The 16,685-nt window shown below is 66.3% G+C and carries 19 protein-coding genes and 1 tRNA gene; 15 read left to right on the forward strand and 5 right to left on the reverse strand.

Annotation, left to right across the window (positions count from 1 at the left end; translation table 11 throughout):
* The first annotated feature begins 14 nt into the window (after nucleotides 1-14).
* The 5 genes from RSE14_RS00980 (at nucleotide 15) to RSE14_RS01000 (ending at nucleotide 5,569) form a co-directional block, all read left to right on the forward strand.
* Nucleotides 15-215, forward strand: coding sequence for a hypothetical protein (locus tag RSE14_RS00980; RefSeq protein ID WP_324075334.1), 201 nt, complete (start codon nucleotides 15-17; stop codon nucleotides 213-215).
* On the forward strand, nucleotides 212-2,164 hold the full coding sequence (locus tag RSE14_RS00985; RefSeq protein WP_324075336.1) for a hypothetical protein: 1,953 nt from the start codon (nucleotides 212-214) through the stop codon (nucleotides 2,162-2,164). The genes RSE14_RS00980 and RSE14_RS00985 overlap by 4 nt, the downstream gene beginning before the upstream one ends.
* Nucleotides 2,164-3,051 (forward strand): tyrosine recombinase, encoded by an 888-nt coding sequence (locus RSE14_RS00990; protein WP_324075338.1) that lies wholly within the window; start codon nucleotides 2,164-2,166, stop codon nucleotides 3,049-3,051. Before RSE14_RS00985 ends, RSE14_RS00990 begins: the two co-directional genes overlap by 1 nt.
* A 9-nt stretch (nucleotides 3,052-3,060) precedes the next feature.
* Nucleotides 3,061-4,005 carry an acetyl-CoA carboxylase carboxyltransferase subunit alpha gene (locus RSE14_RS00995; RefSeq protein ID WP_324075340.1) on the forward strand — a complete coding sequence of 315 codons (945 nt, stop codon included), beginning with the start codon at nucleotides 3,061-3,063 and terminating at the stop codon, nucleotides 4,003-4,005.
* 79 nt (nucleotides 4,006-4,084) lie between these two features.
* On the forward strand, nucleotides 4,085-5,569 hold the full coding sequence (locus RSE14_RS01000) for a M48 family metalloprotease (RefSeq protein ID WP_324075342.1): 1,485 nt from the start codon (nucleotides 4,085-4,087) through the stop codon (nucleotides 5,567-5,569).
* Between the two features lie 91 nt (nucleotides 5,570-5,660).
* On the opposite strand, the gene RSE14_RS01005 is transcribed toward RSE14_RS01000, so the two are convergent.
* From RSE14_RS01005 to RSE14_RS01015, 3 genes are all read right to left on the reverse strand, one after another.
* Nucleotides 5,661-5,834, reverse strand: a complete 174-nt coding sequence (locus tag RSE14_RS01005) for a Flp family type IVb pilin (protein ID WP_324075344.1) — start codon at nucleotides 5,832-5,834, stop codon at nucleotides 5,661-5,663.
* A gap of 237 nt (nucleotides 5,835-6,071) precedes the next feature.
* Nucleotides 6,072-6,245: a Flp family type IVb pilin gene (locus tag RSE14_RS01010; RefSeq protein ID WP_324075344.1), complete on the reverse strand. Its 174-nt coding sequence runs from the start codon at nucleotides 6,243-6,245 to the stop codon at nucleotides 6,072-6,074.
* Nucleotides 6,246-6,365: 120 nt separating this feature from the next.
* Nucleotides 6,366-6,548, reverse strand: coding sequence for a Flp family type IVb pilin (locus RSE14_RS01015; RefSeq protein ID WP_324075346.1), 183 nt, complete (start codon nucleotides 6,546-6,548; stop codon nucleotides 6,366-6,368).
* A 79-nt stretch (nucleotides 6,549-6,627) separates the two neighbouring features.
* Here RSE14_RS01015 and RSE14_RS01020 point away from each other — a divergent pair, with 79 nt between their 5' ends.
* The 3 genes from RSE14_RS01020 to RSE14_RS01030 all read left to right on the forward strand — a co-directional run bounded on the left by RSE14_RS01020 (nucleotide 6,628) and on the right by RSE14_RS01030 (nucleotide 8,357).
* A complete protein-coding gene (locus RSE14_RS01020) occupies nucleotides 6,628-7,092 on the forward strand; it encodes a (deoxy)nucleoside triphosphate pyrophosphohydrolase (protein WP_324075348.1) in 465 nt (154 codons plus the stop codon).
* 26 nt (nucleotides 7,093-7,118) lie between these two features.
* A tRNA-Arg gene (locus RSE14_RS01025) sits at nucleotides 7,119-7,195 on the forward strand.
* Between the two features lie 187 nt (nucleotides 7,196-7,382).
* Entirely contained in the window at nucleotides 7,383-8,357 is a 975-nt protein-coding gene (locus RSE14_RS01030) for an alpha/beta hydrolase (protein ID WP_324075351.1), read from the forward strand.
* Here the strand turns inward: RSE14_RS01030 and RSE14_RS01035 are convergent.
* On the reverse strand, nucleotides 8,354-8,743 hold the full coding sequence (locus tag RSE14_RS01035; RefSeq protein ID WP_324075353.1) for a metallopeptidase family protein: 390 nt from the start codon (nucleotides 8,741-8,743) through the stop codon (nucleotides 8,354-8,356). The two genes, RSE14_RS01030 and RSE14_RS01035, sit on opposite strands and share 4 nt — an antisense overlap.
* Nucleotides 8,744-8,959: 216 nt before the next feature.
* On the opposite strand from RSE14_RS01035, the gene folE reads away from it, so the two are divergent.
* The 4 genes from folE to RSE14_RS01055 all read left to right on the forward strand — a co-directional run bounded on the left by folE (nucleotide 8,960) and on the right by RSE14_RS01055 (nucleotide 11,558).
* The gene (folE, locus tag RSE14_RS01040) at nucleotides 8,960-9,580 is read left to right on the forward strand and encodes a GTP cyclohydrolase I FolE (protein WP_324075355.1); all 621 of its coding nucleotides are present in this window, start codon (nucleotides 8,960-8,962) and stop codon (nucleotides 9,578-9,580) included.
* Between the two features lie 172 nt (nucleotides 9,581-9,752).
* Complete coding sequence (locus RSE14_RS01045) at nucleotides 9,753-10,196, forward strand: hypothetical protein (RefSeq protein ID WP_324075357.1); 444 nt, start codon at nucleotides 9,753-9,755, stop codon at nucleotides 10,194-10,196.
* A 136-nt stretch (nucleotides 10,197-10,332) separates the two neighbouring features.
* Nucleotides 10,333-10,869 (forward strand): c-type cytochrome, encoded by a 537-nt coding sequence (locus tag RSE14_RS01050; protein ID WP_324075360.1) that lies wholly within the window; start codon nucleotides 10,333-10,335, stop codon nucleotides 10,867-10,869.
* On the forward strand, nucleotides 10,866-11,558 hold the full coding sequence (locus RSE14_RS01055) for a cytochrome b/b6 domain-containing protein (protein ID WP_324075361.1): 693 nt from the start codon (nucleotides 10,866-10,868) through the stop codon (nucleotides 11,556-11,558). Before RSE14_RS01050 ends, RSE14_RS01055 begins: the two co-directional genes overlap by 4 nt.
* A gap of 81 nt (nucleotides 11,559-11,639) precedes the next feature.
* Here RSE14_RS01055 and RSE14_RS01060 read toward each other — a convergent pair whose 3' ends face one another.
* Entirely contained in the window at nucleotides 11,640-12,119 is a 480-nt protein-coding gene (locus RSE14_RS01060) for a peroxiredoxin (RefSeq protein WP_324075363.1), read from the reverse strand.
* 185 nt (nucleotides 12,120-12,304) lie between these two features.
* On the opposite strand from RSE14_RS01060, the gene ahcY reads away from it, so the two are divergent.
* The 3 genes from ahcY to tsaE all read left to right on the forward strand — a co-directional run bounded on the left by ahcY (nucleotide 12,305) and on the right by tsaE (nucleotide 16,684).
* The gene (ahcY, locus tag RSE14_RS01065) at nucleotides 12,305-13,729 is read left to right on the forward strand and encodes an adenosylhomocysteinase (protein ID WP_324075365.1); all 1,425 of its coding nucleotides are present in this window, start codon (nucleotides 12,305-12,307) and stop codon (nucleotides 13,727-13,729) included.
* A 101-nt stretch (nucleotides 13,730-13,830) separates the two neighbouring features.
* Nucleotides 13,831-16,206 carry a PAS domain-containing sensor histidine kinase gene (locus RSE14_RS01070; RefSeq protein WP_324075367.1) on the forward strand — a complete coding sequence of 792 codons (2,376 nt, stop codon included), beginning with the start codon at nucleotides 13,831-13,833 and terminating at the stop codon, nucleotides 16,204-16,206.
* A gap of 13 nt (nucleotides 16,207-16,219) precedes the next feature.
* Nucleotides 16,220-16,684 (forward strand): tRNA (adenosine(37)-N6)-threonylcarbamoyltransferase complex ATPase subunit type 1 TsaE, encoded by a 465-nt coding sequence (tsaE, locus tag RSE14_RS01075; protein WP_324075369.1) that lies wholly within the window; start codon nucleotides 16,220-16,222, stop codon nucleotides 16,682-16,684.
* Nucleotide 16,685: the final 1 nt, after the last annotated feature.

The following is a 16,685-nucleotide window of genomic DNA, read 5'->3' on the forward strand; positions in this document are numbered from 1 at the left end:
AGGGCGCGTGCAATATGCCAAACCTTGCCCGCCCCGTGCCCGCCCGGCAGATTCTCTCGCGCGAACCGGCGCAGAGGATGCGCGTGCCGCGTGGGCGGGTGGTGGCGGGTGTGCTGGTGCTGCTGGCGCTGGTGGCGCTCGCGTGGATGGATGGCGGGGAAGAGCCGCTCCATCCGATTGCGCAGGAGATCGAACTTCCCGGAGCCGCGCGATGAGCCGTTCGGGGAGCCGCGCTAAGTTTGCCCTTGCTGCCTCTGTCCTCGCTCTGGGCATTGGCGGTGCGATCGCCGGGGCGGGTCTTGCCGGCATGGCGAGCGCGCAGGGCAAGCCCGAATCGATCCTCCCCCCGGGATTTGACGATCCCGCCCCCGCGCCGCGTCCTGCGCCCGCGCCTGCGCAGCGCCCTGCACAGGGCCCTTCGCAGCCGACTGTGACCCGCCCCTCCACCGGCACGCAACCGGGCGTGGCAGGGCCGGGCACTGTCTTCCCCGGCACGGGGCCGGCCATGCCGGTCGATGCGCCGCCGCTGCCATCGATCACCCGCGACGAACTCGCGCGCCTGCCGACGCTCGAACAGCTCGAAAACATGTCGACCGAGGAACTTGACCAGCTGCTCGGGCTGAAGCCGCGTTCGGACATGCCCTCGGGCGCGCGCCGGGCGCTGACCCGCGTGGGCGTGCTGGCGGTGGAGGAGGGCGGTCTGCCGCCGCGTGCGCTCGCCAACCAGCCCGAAGCGCTGGTGCGGGCGGTGCTCGCGGGCAACAAGGGTCCGCTGGTGTCGCGCTGGGGGCATATCCTGCTGCGCCGCACGCTGGCGAGCCGCATGGCCGCGCCGCTCGGCATGGACCCTATAGACTTTGCCGCCTTGCGCGTCGGTCTGCTTGACCGGATCGGCGAATATGCCGTCGCCCGCGCGGTGGCGCAGGATATCGACACGGCGAGCTGGTCGCCCGCGCTCACCGATGCTGCGCTGAAAGCCTATCTGGCGACCGGCGATGTCACCGGCGCCTGCCCGGCGGTGCGCCTGCAGGGTTCCACCCGCGAGGATGGCGAATGGCAGCTGATGCAGGCGATCTGCAACGCCTTCGGGGGAGAGACCGCGCTGGCCGCGACCCAGCTGGACCGCGCGCTGTTCCGCGGGGTGGCACCGCGGGTCGATGTGTTGCTGGCGCGGCGCTTTGCCGGAGCGGCAGGGCGCGGGCAGCGGGCGGTGAATATCGAATGGCAGGGGGTCGATGATCTCAGTCCCTTGCGCTTCAGCCTTGCAACTGCCCTCGGCGAGCCGGTGCCCGAAGAGCTGCTCGATGGCGCGCTGAAAGCCCGCGGCGGGGCCTATTTCGCCCGTGCAGGGGCCCTGCTGCCGATGCTGCCTGCCGGCACCCGCGCCGGCTTTGCCGGAAGGGCCGCGCGCGAGGGGATCATGTCCTCGCAGGCGCTGATCGATCTCTATTCCGCGGTCTATGCCGATCCTGCGGCCGAGGGCGAGACGCAGACCCATGCCGCGGCCTTGCGCGAAGCCTATCTCGCCGAAGACCCGGCGGACCGGATCGCGGCGATGCAGCGATTGTGGGATGCGGGCAATGCCATTGGCGGCGGGGACGGCTACGGGGCAAGGGTGCTCACCGCCTATGCCGCCGCGCGCATTCCGGCCGATGCGGCGCTTGCGGACAGTGCTGGCGGGCTGATCGCGGCGATGCTTACCGCCGGGCTGGATCGCGATGCGCTGGCGTGGCGCGATGTGGTCGAGGACGGCTCGCTCGCCTGGGCGCTGATCGCACTGGCTGATGGCGCAGCGGGCGAGGTGTCGCAGGGCGATGTCGAGACCTTCATCAGCGATGATGACAGCGCGGGTAGCCGCAAATCGGCCTTCCTCGTGGCGGGCCTCGCGGGGCTCGGCAAGCTCTCCGAAGGCGATGCGGCCGCGCTGGCGGACGACACCGGCTTCGATCTGGCGCGCCAGACCCGCTGGACCCGCACCATTGCGCGAGCGGGCGAGGTCAATAATCCGGTGCTGGTGGCCTTGCTCGCAGGGCTCGGGATGCAGGGGACGAGCTGGGAGCAGATGACCCCGCTCCACCTCTATCACATCGTCTCGGCCCTCAACCGCGTGGGCCTCAATGCCGAAGCCCGGATGATCGCCGCCGAGGCGGTGGCGCGCGGATAATGTCCGCGGCAACGCAGGCGTTTCTCGCGATGCTCGCTGCCGAGCGCGGAGCAGCCGCCAACACGCTCGCGGCCTATGCCCGCGATCTTGCACAGGCCGAGGAAGCGATCGGCGATCTGGCCGCTGCGCCGCGCGATGCCGTTGCCACGCTTGCAGGCGAATGGGCGAGCCTCGCGCCTGCCAGTGTCGCGCGCAAGACCTCGGCCCTCAGGCAGTTCTTCGCCTTCGCCATCGACGAGGGCTGGCGCGGCGATGATCCCTCGGGCGCGCTCCCCCGCCCACGCACCCGCCGTCCGCTGCCCAAGGTTATGGGCCACGATGCGATCGCCGCGCTCTTCGCCCGTGCCGAGGAGGAGGCGAGAAGCGATGATCCCGCTGCCGTCAGGATGCTGGCGCTGATCGAGCTGCTCTATGGCTCGGGCCTGCGCGCCTCCGAACTTGTCACCCTGCCGCTCTCCGCTGTGCCGCGCGATGCGCCTTTCATCACGGTGACGGGCAAGGGCGGGACCACGCGGCTGGTGCCGGTCGGCGGGCGGGCGCTGGCGGCGCTGGCGCGCTGGACCGTGCTGCGCCCGGCCGATCCGCCTTCGCGCTTCCTGTTCCCCTCGCGCGGGGGCAAGCCGTTGTCACGGGTGCGGTTGTTCCAGCTCCTCAAGGACCTCGCAGGCCGGGCCGGGCTCGATCCCGCCGCGATCAGCCCGCACGTTTTGCGCCATGCCTTTGCCACCCATCTGCTGGAAGGCGGGGCGGACCTGCGCGTGCTGCAGACCCTGCTCGGCCATGCCGACATTTCCACCACCCAGATATATACCCATGTCGATGCCGCGCGGCTGGTGGCGTTGGTCAATGCCCGTCACCCGCTTGCAACCCGCGCCACATCGGACTAGCGCCTTGCCATGATTTCCTATCTCGATTTCGAGAAGCCGGTGGCAGCGCTGGAAGAGCGCATCACCCAGCTTCGAAGCGTCAATGCGCTGCACGATGTGGATGTCGCGGCCGAGATTGCCCGGCTCGAAGCCAAAAGCACCGAGCTGCTCGCCAGCACCTATGCCTCGCTCACCCCGTGGCAGAAGACGCAGGTCGCTCGGCATCCGCAGCGCCCGCATTTCCGCGACTATGTTGCCAATGCCTTCAGCGACTTCATGCCGCTGGGCGGGGACCGGCTCTATGCCGATGACCTTGCGATCATGGGCGGCTTTGCGACGCTGGGCGGACGCAAGGTCATGCTGATCGGGCACGAGAAGGGCCACGACACCAAGACGCGGATTGCGCACAATTTCGGCATGGGCAAACCCGAAGGCTATCGCAAGGCGATCCGCCTGATGGAACTGGCGGACCGATTCGGCCTGCCTGTGGTGACGCTGGTCGACACCTCGGGCGCTTTTCCGGGGATCGAGGCGGAAGAGCGCGGCCAGGCCGAAGCCATTGCCCGGTCGACCGAAGCCTGTCTGGCGCTGGGCGTGCCGATGGTTGCGGTGATCGTGGGCGAGGGCGGATCGGGCGGCGCGGTGGCGCTCGCCTCGGCCAACCGGGTGCTGATGATGGAGCACGCGGTCTATTCGGTAATCTCGCCCGAAGGCTGCGCCTCGATCCTGTGGCGCACTTCGGACAAGGCTGCTGACGCCGCGCAGGCGATGAAGGTCACCGCGCAGCATCTGAAGCGCGACAATGTGATCGACCGGATCGTCAAGGAGCCGGTCGGCGGGGCGCAGCGCGATCCGGTGACGGCCTCGCGCCTGCTGGGGCAGGCTCTGGCCGAGGAGCTTGACGGGCTCTCCACCAAGACCCGCGCCGAGATCATCGCCCAGCGCGAAGAGCGGTTCCTCGCCATCGGCGGTTAAGCTTCGCTCAGGCAAGCCCTTGTCGCGGGCGGCTTTCCCGATAGTCTGGGGGCCGGACAGAACAGCGGGAGACAAGGCCATGGCACATAGAATCACGCGCAAGACCCTCGCGGTCGGCGTTGCCGCGCTGGCACTGGCCAGCAGCGTCGGCGTGGCCACGGCGCAGATCCCCGCGTCCTCTGCCCCGATCACGCCGCAGGAAGCCCGGATGGGCGCAGAATATCACCCGCAGTTCCTCGCCGAATTCGGCGGCGCGATGAGCGGGCCGCAGGCCGCTTACGTGGAGCAGGTGAGCAAGAATATCGCGGTGCAATCGGGCCTCGGCAATGCGCGCGAGAGCTTTACGGTCAGCCTGCTCAATTCATCGGTCCACAATGCCTTCGCGGTGCCGGGCGGCTATATCTACACCACCCGCCAGCTGGTGACGCTGATGAACAACGAGGCGGAGCTGGCCGCGGTGATGGGCCACGAGGTCGGCCATGTCGCCGCACGCCATTCGCAGCGGCGGCAAAAGGCGGCGCAGCGCAATTCGATCCTCGGTGTGCTCGGCGCGATCGGCTCCTCGATCCTCTTGGGCGATTCGGGGATCGGCAGCACCCTGTCGCGCGGGTTTCTCGAAGGCTCGCAGCTCTTGACCCTGCGGTTCTCGCGCAAGCAGGAGCTGGAGGCTGATAATCTCGGCATCCAGTATCTCGCCCGCGCCGGTTATGATCGCCGCGCGATGAGCACGGTGCTGGCGAGCCTTGCCGCGCAGAACGCGCTGGAGGCGCGGCTGGCAGGACGCAATGCCAGCGTGCCCGAATGGGCCTCGACCCACCCCGATCCGGCGAGCCGGGTGCAGGGCGCGCTGGCCAAGGCTGGCGGGGCAGGGGCAAGCGGCGGGATCACCAACCGCGACACCTTCCTCGCGCGGATCGACGGGCTGCTTTACGGCGACGATCCGGCGCAAGGGATGATCGAAGGCAGCAGCTTCATCCACCCCGAACTGCGCCTCGCCTTCACCGCGCCCCAGGGCTTCTACATGGTCAACGGCACGCGGGCGGTGGCGATCCAGGGGCAGGGCGGGCAGGCGCAGATGACGCTGGCACCCTATAATGGCAATCTCGACACCTATGTGCGCGCTGCCTTCACCGCGCTGGGCGGCGAGCGCGGCAATCTCGCACCGCAGCAGCTCGAGCGCACCGCAGTGAACGGGCTTCCGGCGGCCTATGGCGTGGCGCGGGTCAGCAATGGTCAGGGACAGGTGGACGTGGTCGTCTACGCCTATGAATTCGCGCGCGACCGGGCTTACCACTTCGTCGCGATCGCACCGGCCGGGAGCACGGCGACCTTCAACCCGATGTTCCAGTCGATGCGCCGGATCTCGGCGGCGGAAGCCGGGGCCGTGGTGCCCAAGAAGTTGCAGGTGGTGACCGTGGCGCGCGGCGACACCATCGCCAGCCTTGCGCGCCGGATGGCCTATCCCAACGAACAGGAAGCGCGCTTCCGCGTTCTGAATGCGCTGGGCAACACCGCGACCCTGACGCCCGGGCAGAAGGTCAAGCTGGTGGTTAGAGCGCGTTAGATTTGCGCGGGTTCGCTGGCGCGAACCGCCCACAAACAAAAAGCGGCGGAGGTTGCCCTCCGCCGCTTCGTGTTTTGGCGAACGCCCGCGATTACGCGTTGGCGGTGTTCAGCGTGGTCGACACGCCGCCGAAAGTGGTGTTGAGGCTGGTGCCCAGAGCCTGCATGCCGACGATGGCGGCAACGGCGATGAGGGCGGCGATCAGGCCATATTCGATGGCGGTCGCGCCAGCTTCGTCACGGAAAAGGTTCTTGATGGTGGTCATGTCTAGTCTCCTGGTTTCGGTCTTCGGTACCAATGCCGTTCCTGTCCTAGCGGCCCAGCACTGTCAGAATATCCGGCAACCCCTTGCAAAAGGTTAACAGGCGTTGCTCTTTCTGCTCGGTGGTAATCGCGTTGATTTGAGCGGGTTCGTGGGCGGGAGATCTGTATTCTCAAGCACACAAACAAAAAGCGGCGGAGGTTGCCCTCCGCCGCTTCGTGTTTTGGCGAACGCCCGCGATTACGCGTTGGCGGTGTTCAGCGTGGTCGACACGCCGCCGAAGGTGGTGTTGAGGCTGGTGCCCAGAGCCTGCATGCCGACGATGGCGGCAACGGCGATGAGAGCGGCGATCAGGCCATATTCGATAGCGGTCGCGCCAGCTTCGTCACGGAAAAGGTTCTTGATGGTGGTCATGTCTAGTCTCCTGGTTTCGGCCTTCGGTACCCATACCGTTCCGCTTGGCCCGGCCCGGTGTAGTTGTGTTTAACTGCGTGCTATTGAGGAATTCCTAACATCGAATACTATTTTCGAAGTTCAGCCCCCCATGGCGCCCAGTGTGCTTGTCTCGACAACGCGCCACATCGCGATGGTTTCGGTTGCAACTTCTTGCATCCCCACGAGTATGGCCACAATGATGAGGCTCACAATCAGGCCGTATTCGACAGCGGAAGAACCTGACGTGTCGGCCTTGATGGTCCTGAGAAGGTTCGTCAGCATCTTGGGTTGATCCGCTTTCCTGCGTCCTGATGCTCTCGAAATCGTAGGTACGGGTTAAGAAAGAGTTGATGGTCGTACGATGATTGGAAAAAAATCCGACGCACCCGATCAGCGCATGCTGGTGGTTGCCGCTGCGCTGGAGCGGGGTGACGGATACTGGCTGATGCATTGCCGCCCGCCGGGTAAGCACCATGCGGGGCTCTGGGAGTTTCCCGGAGGAAAGGTCGAACCTGCTGAAAAATTGACAGAAGCTCTTGCCCGCGAGCTGCTGGAGGAGCTGGGTATCATCTGCGATCCGGACGATTTGAGGCCTGTCGGATTTGCCGAAACAACATCCGGCGAGGCAGGGCCGGCGATTGTCATTCTGCTTTACAGGCTGATCGCATGGCAGGGCGAGCCGGCGGCGCTGGAGGGCGGGGCGACCGCATGGTTCACGCCGGATCAGATAGCCTCGCTCGCCAAACCGCCGCTCGATGCGGTGCTCGCCGGGCAGTTGTTCCAAAATCGCGAATTCGCGCCGAACCCCCTTGCCAAGCCTGAATGACCCCCCTAAAGGCCGCCCCCTAGCGCGCACCCGTAGCTCAGCTGGATAGAGCACCAGACTACGAATCTGGGGGTCAGAGGTTCGAATCCTTTCGGGTGCGCCAACAAAACAGCCGGTCCTGTCGGGGCCGGCTTTTTTGTTGGCGGATCATGAAGGGAAGCGAACTTTCGGAATCGGAGCGCCGCAGGCGCGCAGATAACGGAGCCGCGTAGCGGCGGAGTGATCCTTTCGGATGCGCCCCTGCGCTTGCGCCGTTGGCCTTGGCCCGGGCCGGCGCTAGGATTGCGCCCATGGAAACGTCTCTCCCCCGCCGCCTGGCACGCATTCTCCTCGCGGGCCTGATTGCGGCCGGCATGGCGCAGGCCAGCGCCGCCACCGCCCGGGCGCAAGACTCTGCGGCGGCCGCGCAAGCGGAAGGGGCGGAGGATGCGCAATGGACAACGCCGCGCATCACCCGGCCCGGTCTCGCCTATGTGACCTATGAAAGTGCGGCGGCGGCGGCGCGGGTGAGTTTCCATGTCTACACGCCGCCCCAGTATGATCGCGAAACCGACCGGCGCTTTCCGGTGCTCTACTGGCTTCACGGAACCGGCGGCGGCGTACGCGGCATTGCTTCTGTGACCGCCCATTTCGATGCGGCGATCGCCGCCGGCAAGATTGCGCCGATGATCGTGGTGTTCCCGAACGGCCTTGCGACTGGAATGTGGACCGATTCGGCAGATGGCCGGCGACCGGTCGAGACGATCCTCGTCAGCGAAATTGTGCCGCAGGTGGATCGTGCCTACCGGACCATCGCCACCGCCGAGGGACGCATCCTCGAAGGGTTCAGCATGGGCGGCCTCGGTGCTGCCCGCATCGGGTTCAGGCATCCGGGCCTGTTCGGAACGATCTCGATGATCGCGGCAGGCCCGCTCGACCCCGACTTCAACGGTCCGAGAGCGCGCGGCAATCCCGCGCTGCGCCGCCGTGTGCTGGACGAGGTCCATGGCGGAAGCCTCGCACGCTTCCGGGCCGAAAGCGCGTGGGAGCTGTCGGCGTTGCGGGCGCGGCAGGATACCGCGCCGGGCCCGATGCGGCTTGTGATCGGCACCGCCGACTTTACCGCGGGCGACAACCAGCGCTTTCACCAGCACCTCGGGCAACAGGGCATTGCGCATGAATATGTCGAGGTTCCCGGCGTCGGACATGATGTCCTCGCCCTGTTTGCCGCGATGGGTGAGAGCAACTGGGCCTTCTATCGGCGGGTGACGGGCGCGCCGCGTTAATCCGCGACGCTCGCTTCGAGCGCGTCCATGTCCTCATCGGACAGGCCGAAATGGTGCCCGGCCTCGTGAATGACGACATGGCGCACCAGTTCGGCAAAGCCGACTCCGGTCTCCTCCATCTCGGCCAGCAGCGGCTGGCGGAACAGGCTGATCATCGGCGGCAGACGTTCGTGATCCCATTGCGATTGTTCGGTGAGGGCAATGCCTTCATAAAGTCCGGTGAGCTCCCAGGGATCGTCCATGTCGACCCCGTCCAGCTGCTCGTCGGTGGCGAATTCGGCGATGCGCAGCACGACATCGTCCAGATGTGCGCGGAACGGCTCGGGCAGGCGCGCCAGCACGTCGCGCGCGAGAGCCTCGAATTCTGCGACGCTGGGCTCGTGCACGCGGGGCTCCTTATTCGGCTCGCTTTTTGACAGCTGCGGGGGTGAATTGCGTCAATCGCGCCTTACATATCGTATTAGGGGCAAGGCCGCCAAAGTCGCAATGGCCGCAAGCGATGCGCATTCGTGCGGAACACGCGGCGGGCTTGGCGGTTGAGCGCTCGACAGGGGGGAAGGGCGCGGCTGCGCTCCTTACAGATTGCGAAGAAAGACGAGACAATGAATTACGCCTGCGCGCATGATGACGATTTCGATCCGGACAACCCGCTGGGCAAGCCGGATGTGCCGCCCCACGTGCAGCAGGCGATCCGCACCCTGATCGAATGGGCGGGTGATGATCCCGAGCGCGAAGGCCTGCTCGACACCCCCAAGCGCGTGGCCCGCGCGTGGCTCGAATATTGCGAGGGTTACAAGGAAGATCCGTCGATCCATCTCAGCCGGCAGTTCACCGAAGTGGGCGGCTATGACGAGATCGTGATCCTCAAGGACATTCCCTTCCAGTCGCATTGCGAACACCACATGGCACCGATCACCGGCAAGGCCGCGATCGCCTATCTGCCGAAGAACAAGGTGGTGGGCATTTCCAAGCTCGCCCGCGTGCTCCACGGCTTTGCGCACCGCTTGCAGATCCAGGAGCGTCTCACCGCCGAGGTGGCGCAGTGCATCTGGGACCATCTCGAACCGCATGGCGTGGCCGTGGTGATCGAGGCGCAGCACGGCTGCATGACCGGACGCGGGGTCAAGACCCACGGCGTCGAAATGGTCACCAGCCGCATCCTCGGCTGCTTCATGGATGATGATCGCAGCCGCAAGGAAGTGATGAGCCTGATGGGCTACTGAACCCGGTCCCCCTCGGGCCTGCCTGCAAATCTTCGTGATTCGGCAGATTGAGGGGGCTCATGCGATATTGCAGAAATTGCAATTGAGGGTGATTGGTCCGGTTCTTCCGGCCTGCTATATTCTCCTGTGACGACGGCCAAAAGGTTCGCGTCTATGCAGGAGAGAAGCAATCATGGTGAAACGTGCCCTTATCGGGGCGGCGCTGGCGTCTAGCCTCGCTGCACCCGCACTTGCACTCGAGCATGAAGTCGTGATCGAACACCCCGCCGGGACCATCGCTGCCGACTATAGCGGCGCAGTCACCATCGAGACCCGTCAGGTGGGGGCCGCAGGCGTTGCCGGGCGTCCCAGCACGCTGGCGTGCGAATGGAGAGCGACGCTCAATGTCGAGCGGACCGCCAAGCTCGGTCAGGCGCTCCAGACCCGCCGCACCCTGTCGCGCGACGATGTCGCCCGCGGGACAAAGCCGGGCTGGTGCGAAACCCAGACCAAGGCGATCGATGCGCTGGTGGCCGCGCGCCGCGACACCTTCCGCACTGCGATGCTCGAACTGGTCGAGCAGGATCGCAGCGCGATTGTCGCCGAGGCGGACGGCGTGCGCCGCCGCGAGGGCTGACCGCTCAAGGTCTTCCCCGCGAACAGGGGCGCCTCCCGGCTGGGAGGTGCCCCTTTTTCGTATTTGCGCGCGGGGTCAAAGCGGCATAGCCTGCGCTTCGGGATCAGCCGGAAGGCATTACCGAAGGAGATTCTTGATGCTGCGCAAATCCGCCACCCGCCTGTTTCTTTCCGCTGCGCTTGCTGCCGGGCTTGCTGCCTGTTCGGGCGGGGCTCCGGCCGATGCGCCTGCAGATGCACCCAGCGATGCCGCAACGCCTGGCGATGTGGCCGCGCCGGTCGATGTGCAGGCAGTGCTCAAGGAACGGCACGACAATTTCGAGGGCATCGGTGACAGCTTCAAGGCGCTGCGCGGCGAGCTCGAAAAGGATGCGCCCGACTTCACCCTGATCGCCGCCAAGGCGAGCGACATCAACTCCCGCGCGCTGAAGATCGAAGGCCATTTCCCGGCAGGCACCAGTGTCGATGACGGGCTCAAGACCGAAGCCCTCGCCACGATCTGGCAGCAGCCCGAAGAGTTCAAGGCCGCTTCCCAGAAGCTGGTCGATGAAAGCGCCAAGCTGGTGACCCTCGCAGGCGGCGGCGACAAGGCCGCTGTTGGCGCGCAGGCTATGGCGATGGGCGGCGCGTGCAAGGGCTGCCACGACAAGTTCCGGCTCGACGACAAGAAATGAGCGAGACGGCTGGTAGCCCGGCGCTCCTGACGCCTGATATCCGGGTGTGGGACCCTTTGCTGCGCCTCACCCACTGGAGCTTTCCGCTGCTGATTGTCGCCATGTGGTGGACGGCAGAGAACGACAAGTGGGGGCTGCACAAGCGGCTCGGGCTGGTGCTGCTGGGGGTGCTGGTGTTCCGCTTCGTGTGGGGCTTCATCGGGCCGGAGACCGCGCGCTTTTCGCAATTCGTGAAGGGGCCGCGCGCGGTGCTGGCCTATTGGCACGGCGGCGCGAGCGCGGGGCCGAGCGCGATCGGGCACTCGCCGATCGGCGGGTGGAGCACGCTTGCGCTGCTGGGGGCGATGCTGGTGCAGGTCAGCCTCGGACTGTTTGCGGGCGATCCCTTTGACGGGATGACCGGGCCGCTTAATCCGCTGGTCGGGGTGATGCTGGCCGATGCCATCACCGAAGTGCACGAGGCCTTCTTCAACGTCCTGGCCGGGCTGATCGTGCTGCATCTCGCGGCGATCTGCTGGTATGCGATGAAGGGCAATGATCTGCTGAGCCCGATGGTGGGCGGCACGCGTCCGCCGATGGCGGGGGTGAGCGGGATCGGGCCTATGCCGTGGCTGCGGGGGGCAATCGCGATTGCGCTGGCGGCAGGCTTTGCCCTGTGGATCACCTTTGGCGTACCGCCTTTGATCTGACACAGGGGCTAGGCCGACACACAAAAGGGGCGCCTCCCATCGCGGGAAGCGCCCCTTTTCGTTGTCCGGTAGATGACGGCCTTACAGCTGGCCGAGCATGTGGTCCGCGCTCGAGACCTTGAAGTCGCCCGGCTCTTCGACATTGAGCTGCTCGACCACGCCATCATTGATGACCATCGAGAAGCGCTGGCCGCGCTTGCCGAGGCCAAAGGCCGAACCGTCCATCGTGAGGCCGATCGCCTCGACGAAATCGCCATTGCCGTCAGCCAGCATGGTGATGTCGTCGCTGCCCGCAGCCTTGTTCCACGCGCCCATCACGAAGGGGTCGTTGACGGCGGTGCCGACGATCTCGTCGACGCCCTTGGCCTTGAGATCGGCGGCCTTCTCGACGAAGCCCGGCAGGTGCTTGGCCGAGCAGGTCGGGGTGAAGGCACCCGGGACCGAGAACAGCGCGACGCGCTTGCCGGCGAAATAGTCGGAAGACTTGACGGGCTGCGGGCCTTCGGCGGTGGCCTTGATCAGCGTCACTTCGGGGAGCTTGTCGCCAACGGAAATCGTCATCGGGGTGTCCTTTGCAAGGTGGGGATGAATGGCCCCTCCTATAGCGCCCCTTACGGAGCGGGCAACAAATAGACATATAAAGATAAGTTTATATTTGCCTCCCGTCGCCAGTCCGTCTAGGGGCTGCGGTCATCAGCAGAGCGCCGTGCCCCCAATGCGGCGACCTGTCCTCAGGAGATAATCACATGGCCACCCTCGCTGCCGCCCCGACCCACGAATATGTCATCAAGGACATCGCGCTCGCCCGTTTCGGCCGCGACGAAATCCTGATCGCCGAAACCGAAATGCCCGGCCTGATGGCGCTGCGCGAGGAATATGGTGCGGCCCAGCCCCTGAAGGGCGCGCGTATTACCGGCTCGCTCCACATGACCATCCAGACTGCCGTGCTGATCGAGACCCTCGTGGCGCTGGGTGCCGAAGTGCGCTGGGCGACTTGCAACATCTTCTCGACCCAGGATCACGCCGCCGCCGCCATCGCGGAAGCCGGCATCCCCGTTTTCGCCATCAAGGGCGAGACGCTGGCCGAATACTGGGACTATGTGGGCCGCATCTTCGATTGGGCCACGGAAGCCGATCCCGATCTCACCGCCAACATGATCCTCGATGATGGCGGCGATGCCACCATGTTTGCCCTGTGGGGCGCGCGTCTTGAAGCGGGCGAGGAAATGGGCGAGCCGACCAACGCCGAGGAAATCGAGTTCCAGCGCGCGCTCAAGGCGTTCGTCGCTGCCAAGCCTGGCTACCTCACCAAGACGGTGAAGGCGATCAAGGGCGTTTCGGAAGAAACCACCACCGGCGTGATGCGCCTCTACCAGATCGCCAAGCAGGGCAAGCTGCCGTTCCCGGCGATCAACGTGAACGATTCGGTGACAAAGTCGAAGTTCGACAACCTCTACGGCTGCAAGGAATCGCTGGTCGACGCGATCCGCCGCGCGACCGACGTCATGCTGGCCGGCAAGGTCGCCTGCGTTGCCGGTTACGGCGACGTCGGCAAGGGTTCGGCGGCCTCGCTCCGTGATGGCGGCGCGCGCGTGATGGTGACCGAGATCGATCCGATCTGCGCCCTTCAGGCCGCGATGGACGGCTTCGAGGTCGTCACCATGGAAGACGCCGTGAAGCGCGCCGACATTTTCGTCACCGCCACTGGCAATGAAGACGTCATCACCGCCGATCACATGATGAACATGAAGCCGATGGCGATCGTCTGCAACATCGGCCACTTCGACAGCGAGATCCAGATTGCGGCGCTTTCGAACTACGAATGGCGCGAGATCAAGGAAGGCACCGATCTCGTCACTTTCCCCGATGGCAAGTCGATCATCGTGCTGGCCAAGGGTCGCCTCGTGAACCTCGGCTGCGCCACCGGCCACCCGAGCTTCGTGATGAGCGCGAGCTTCACCAACCAGACGCTGGCCCAGATCGAGCTGTTCACCAAGGCGGACGAATACGACAACGACGTCTACGTCCTGCCCAAGCACCTCGACGAAAAGGTCGCCGCGCTGCACCTTGAAAAGCTCGGCGTGAAGCTGACCCAGCTGAGCACCAAGCAGGCGAGCTACATCGGCGTGCCGCAAGCCGGCCCGTTCAAGCCCGATCATTACCGCTACTGATCGCCTTAAACCGCTCGCTTCCACCCCTTTTGTGAATGGGTGGTGGGCGAGCGGGTTCTACCCGGTTGCACTGACGCCAGCAGGCGCATAGCGGTGAGGTGATGGACACCTCACCGCTTTCGCTTGTGCTGATTGCGCTGATGCTTGCCGCGTGGGCGGCGGGCGCGGCGGTGGTGGTGCTGCGCGCCAGCCGCTCGATGAAGCGCGCGCGCGCCTTGAAGGGCAGTCTGAAGCGGGTGCAGACCCTGCTCGACGTGGCCCCTGCCGTACCGCTGCTGGTGCGGGTGGACGGACGCATCGAAGCGCCGGACAAGCTGGCTCGGCTGCTCGGTCTCAAGGCCATGCCGCAATATCTCTCCGAACTGGTCGTCCCGCCCGGTGATCAGCGCGCCGGAGGAGGGCTGGCCTCCGATCAGTTGGATCAGCTGTGGAGCAGGGTGCAGACTACCCAGAAAACCGCCGCGCCCTTCCGTATGGCGCTCAATCCCCCCGGCTCGCAGCGCAGCCTCGCGCTCTATGGCACGCTCGCCGATCCGGCGGTCTCGCCCGGCGGCGCGGCGCTGGTGTGGGTATTCGACTTTACCGAGAGCCACGCAGAAATGGCCCGCCTGCGCGCTGCGGCATCGCGCGCGACGGGAGATTTCGCCGCGCTGGTTGGCCTGATCGAGGCTGCGCCCATGCCGATGTGGTTTCGCGGCAGCGATCTCTCGCTCCAGCTCGTCAATCAGGCCTATGTCGATGCCGTGGGCGCCGCCAGCGCGGCCGAGGTGGTGCAAGGCCAGATCGAGCTGCTCGAACCCGAAGACGGCCGCTCTCCGGCTGAAATCGCGCGCGACACGCTGCGCAGTCAGGACAAGTCGGAACGCTCTGTCGCCGCCACCATCCACGGCGCGCGCCGCACCTTGCGCGTCTCCGATCTGCCATTGGGGCAGGAGGGAGTGGCAGGCTATGCCATCGACATCGAGGAGCAACAGCAGGTCGCGCGCGAGTTCCGCGCCTTCCGCGATGCCCAGCGCGCGCTGCTCGATCAGCTTTCGGTCGGCGTGGCGCAGTTCGATGCCGAAGAGCAGCTGGTCTTTGCCAACCGCCCGTTCCGCCGCCTGTTCTCGCTCACCGATGAGGCCATCGAGGCGCGCACGCCGTTCGAGCGCTTCCTCGCCGAAGCGCGCGAGCGCGGACGCACGCCCGAAGTGCGCGACTTTCCCGAATGGCGGCGCGAGCGCGCGGGCTGGTTCGAGGCAAGCGCCACGTTGGAGGAGGCTTGGCCGCTCCCCGGCGGCACGCATCTGCGCATCGTCGCCCAGCCGCTGCCCGATGGCGGCCTGCTGCTGATCGCCGAGGATCGCACCGAACAGCTGGCGCTTTCGGCGGTGCGCGATACGCTGCTGCGCACCCGAACGGCAACGCTCGACAGCCTGTTCGAGGCGCTGGCGATCTTTGCGCCCGATGGCTCGGCGCAGCTGTGGAACCGCAGCTTTGCCGGGACCTGGGGCCTGACCCCTGAATTGCTCGATGCGCGGCCCAGCGCCGATGAACTGCTCGGCGCGATCGGGCGCAACCTGCTGAACCCAGAGGAAGCCGCGCTGATCGGCGCGGCGGTCCGTGCCGCCACGCTCGACCGGCGCGAGAAGGGCGGGCAGGTGGAACTCGCCGACGGGCGCACCCTGCGCTTTGCCGGTATCCCGCTGCCCGATGGCAATGGCCTTTTGACCGTGCTCGACATCACCGCCTCGCAAAAGGCCGAACAGGCGCTGCGCGAGCGCGCCGAAGCGCTTGAGGAGGCCGATGCGGTCAAGGCCAAGTTCCTCGCCAATATGAGCTACGAATTCCGTACGCCGCTCACCACCATCGGCGGCTATGCCGAGCTGCTGAAATCGGGCGCGGCGAGCGATCCGGAAAGCGCGGGCGAATATGTCGATGCGATCCTCGCTGCGGTCGAACGCCTGACCGAGCAGGTCGAGAATGTGCTGGATCTCTCCCAGAGCGAGGCGGGGCTGCTGCCGATCCGCAAGGAGCGGCTCGACCTGCTCGAATTCCTCACCACGCTGGTGCGCGAGCGCGAGGCGGCGATCATCGGCGGCGGCCTCAGCCTTGATCTCAAGGGCCGGCGCGGGCGCATCATCGATGGCGACCCGCGCCAGTTGGGGCGCGCTTTCGGCAACCTGCTCGACAACGCGATTGCCGGAACCCCCGAAGGCGGGCGTATCGTGATCGAGATCAGGAAAGCGCCCACGTCGGCTGACGCGGCGGCGGCGGGCGGCGCGGAGATCACGATATCGGATAATGGCCGCGGCATGTCCTCGGCGGAACTGGCGCGCGCCATGGGCGGGTTGGCGCAGGGCCGCGCGGGCAAGCCCGAACGCCGCACCGGCCTAGGCATTCCGCTCGCCCGCCAACTGATCGAGGCGCATGATGGCACGCTCGATATTGTCAGCCGGCAGGGCGCGGGCACCATGGCGACGATCCGGCTACCATGACGGGGTATCTGGCGTGAGCGGGACGCGCGAGGCTCTGCCCGATCTGGCGGCGATGGCAGCCTACGGCGCGCGCATTGCCGCGCGTCTGCAGGCAGGGGATGTGGTGTCGCTTACAGGCGGGCTGGGGGCGGGCAAGACGACGCTAGCCCGCGCGATCCTCACCGCACTGGGGCACGCGGGCGAGGTGCCTTCGCCGACCTTCACCATCATCGAGACCTACGCCGCCCCGCCGCTGCGTCTGGCCGTGGCGCATGCCGATTTCTACCGGCTCGAAGACCCGTCCGAAATCGCCGAAATCGGGCTCGACGACTACCGCGAGGGCGCGGTGCTGATCGCCGAATGGCCCGATCACGCAGGTGGCTTCACGCATGAGGCCGGATGCCTCGACATCACGCTCGAAGCTTTGGGAGAAAGCGGGGAAGGCGGGCGGATTGCGATTGCCCGCGGGGGCGCGGATTGGGTAGGGCGGATGCCATGAG

This window comes from Erythrobacter sp., assembly GCF_035194505.1.
GTDB lineage: Bacteria > Pseudomonadota > Alphaproteobacteria > Sphingomonadales > Sphingomonadaceae > Erythrobacter.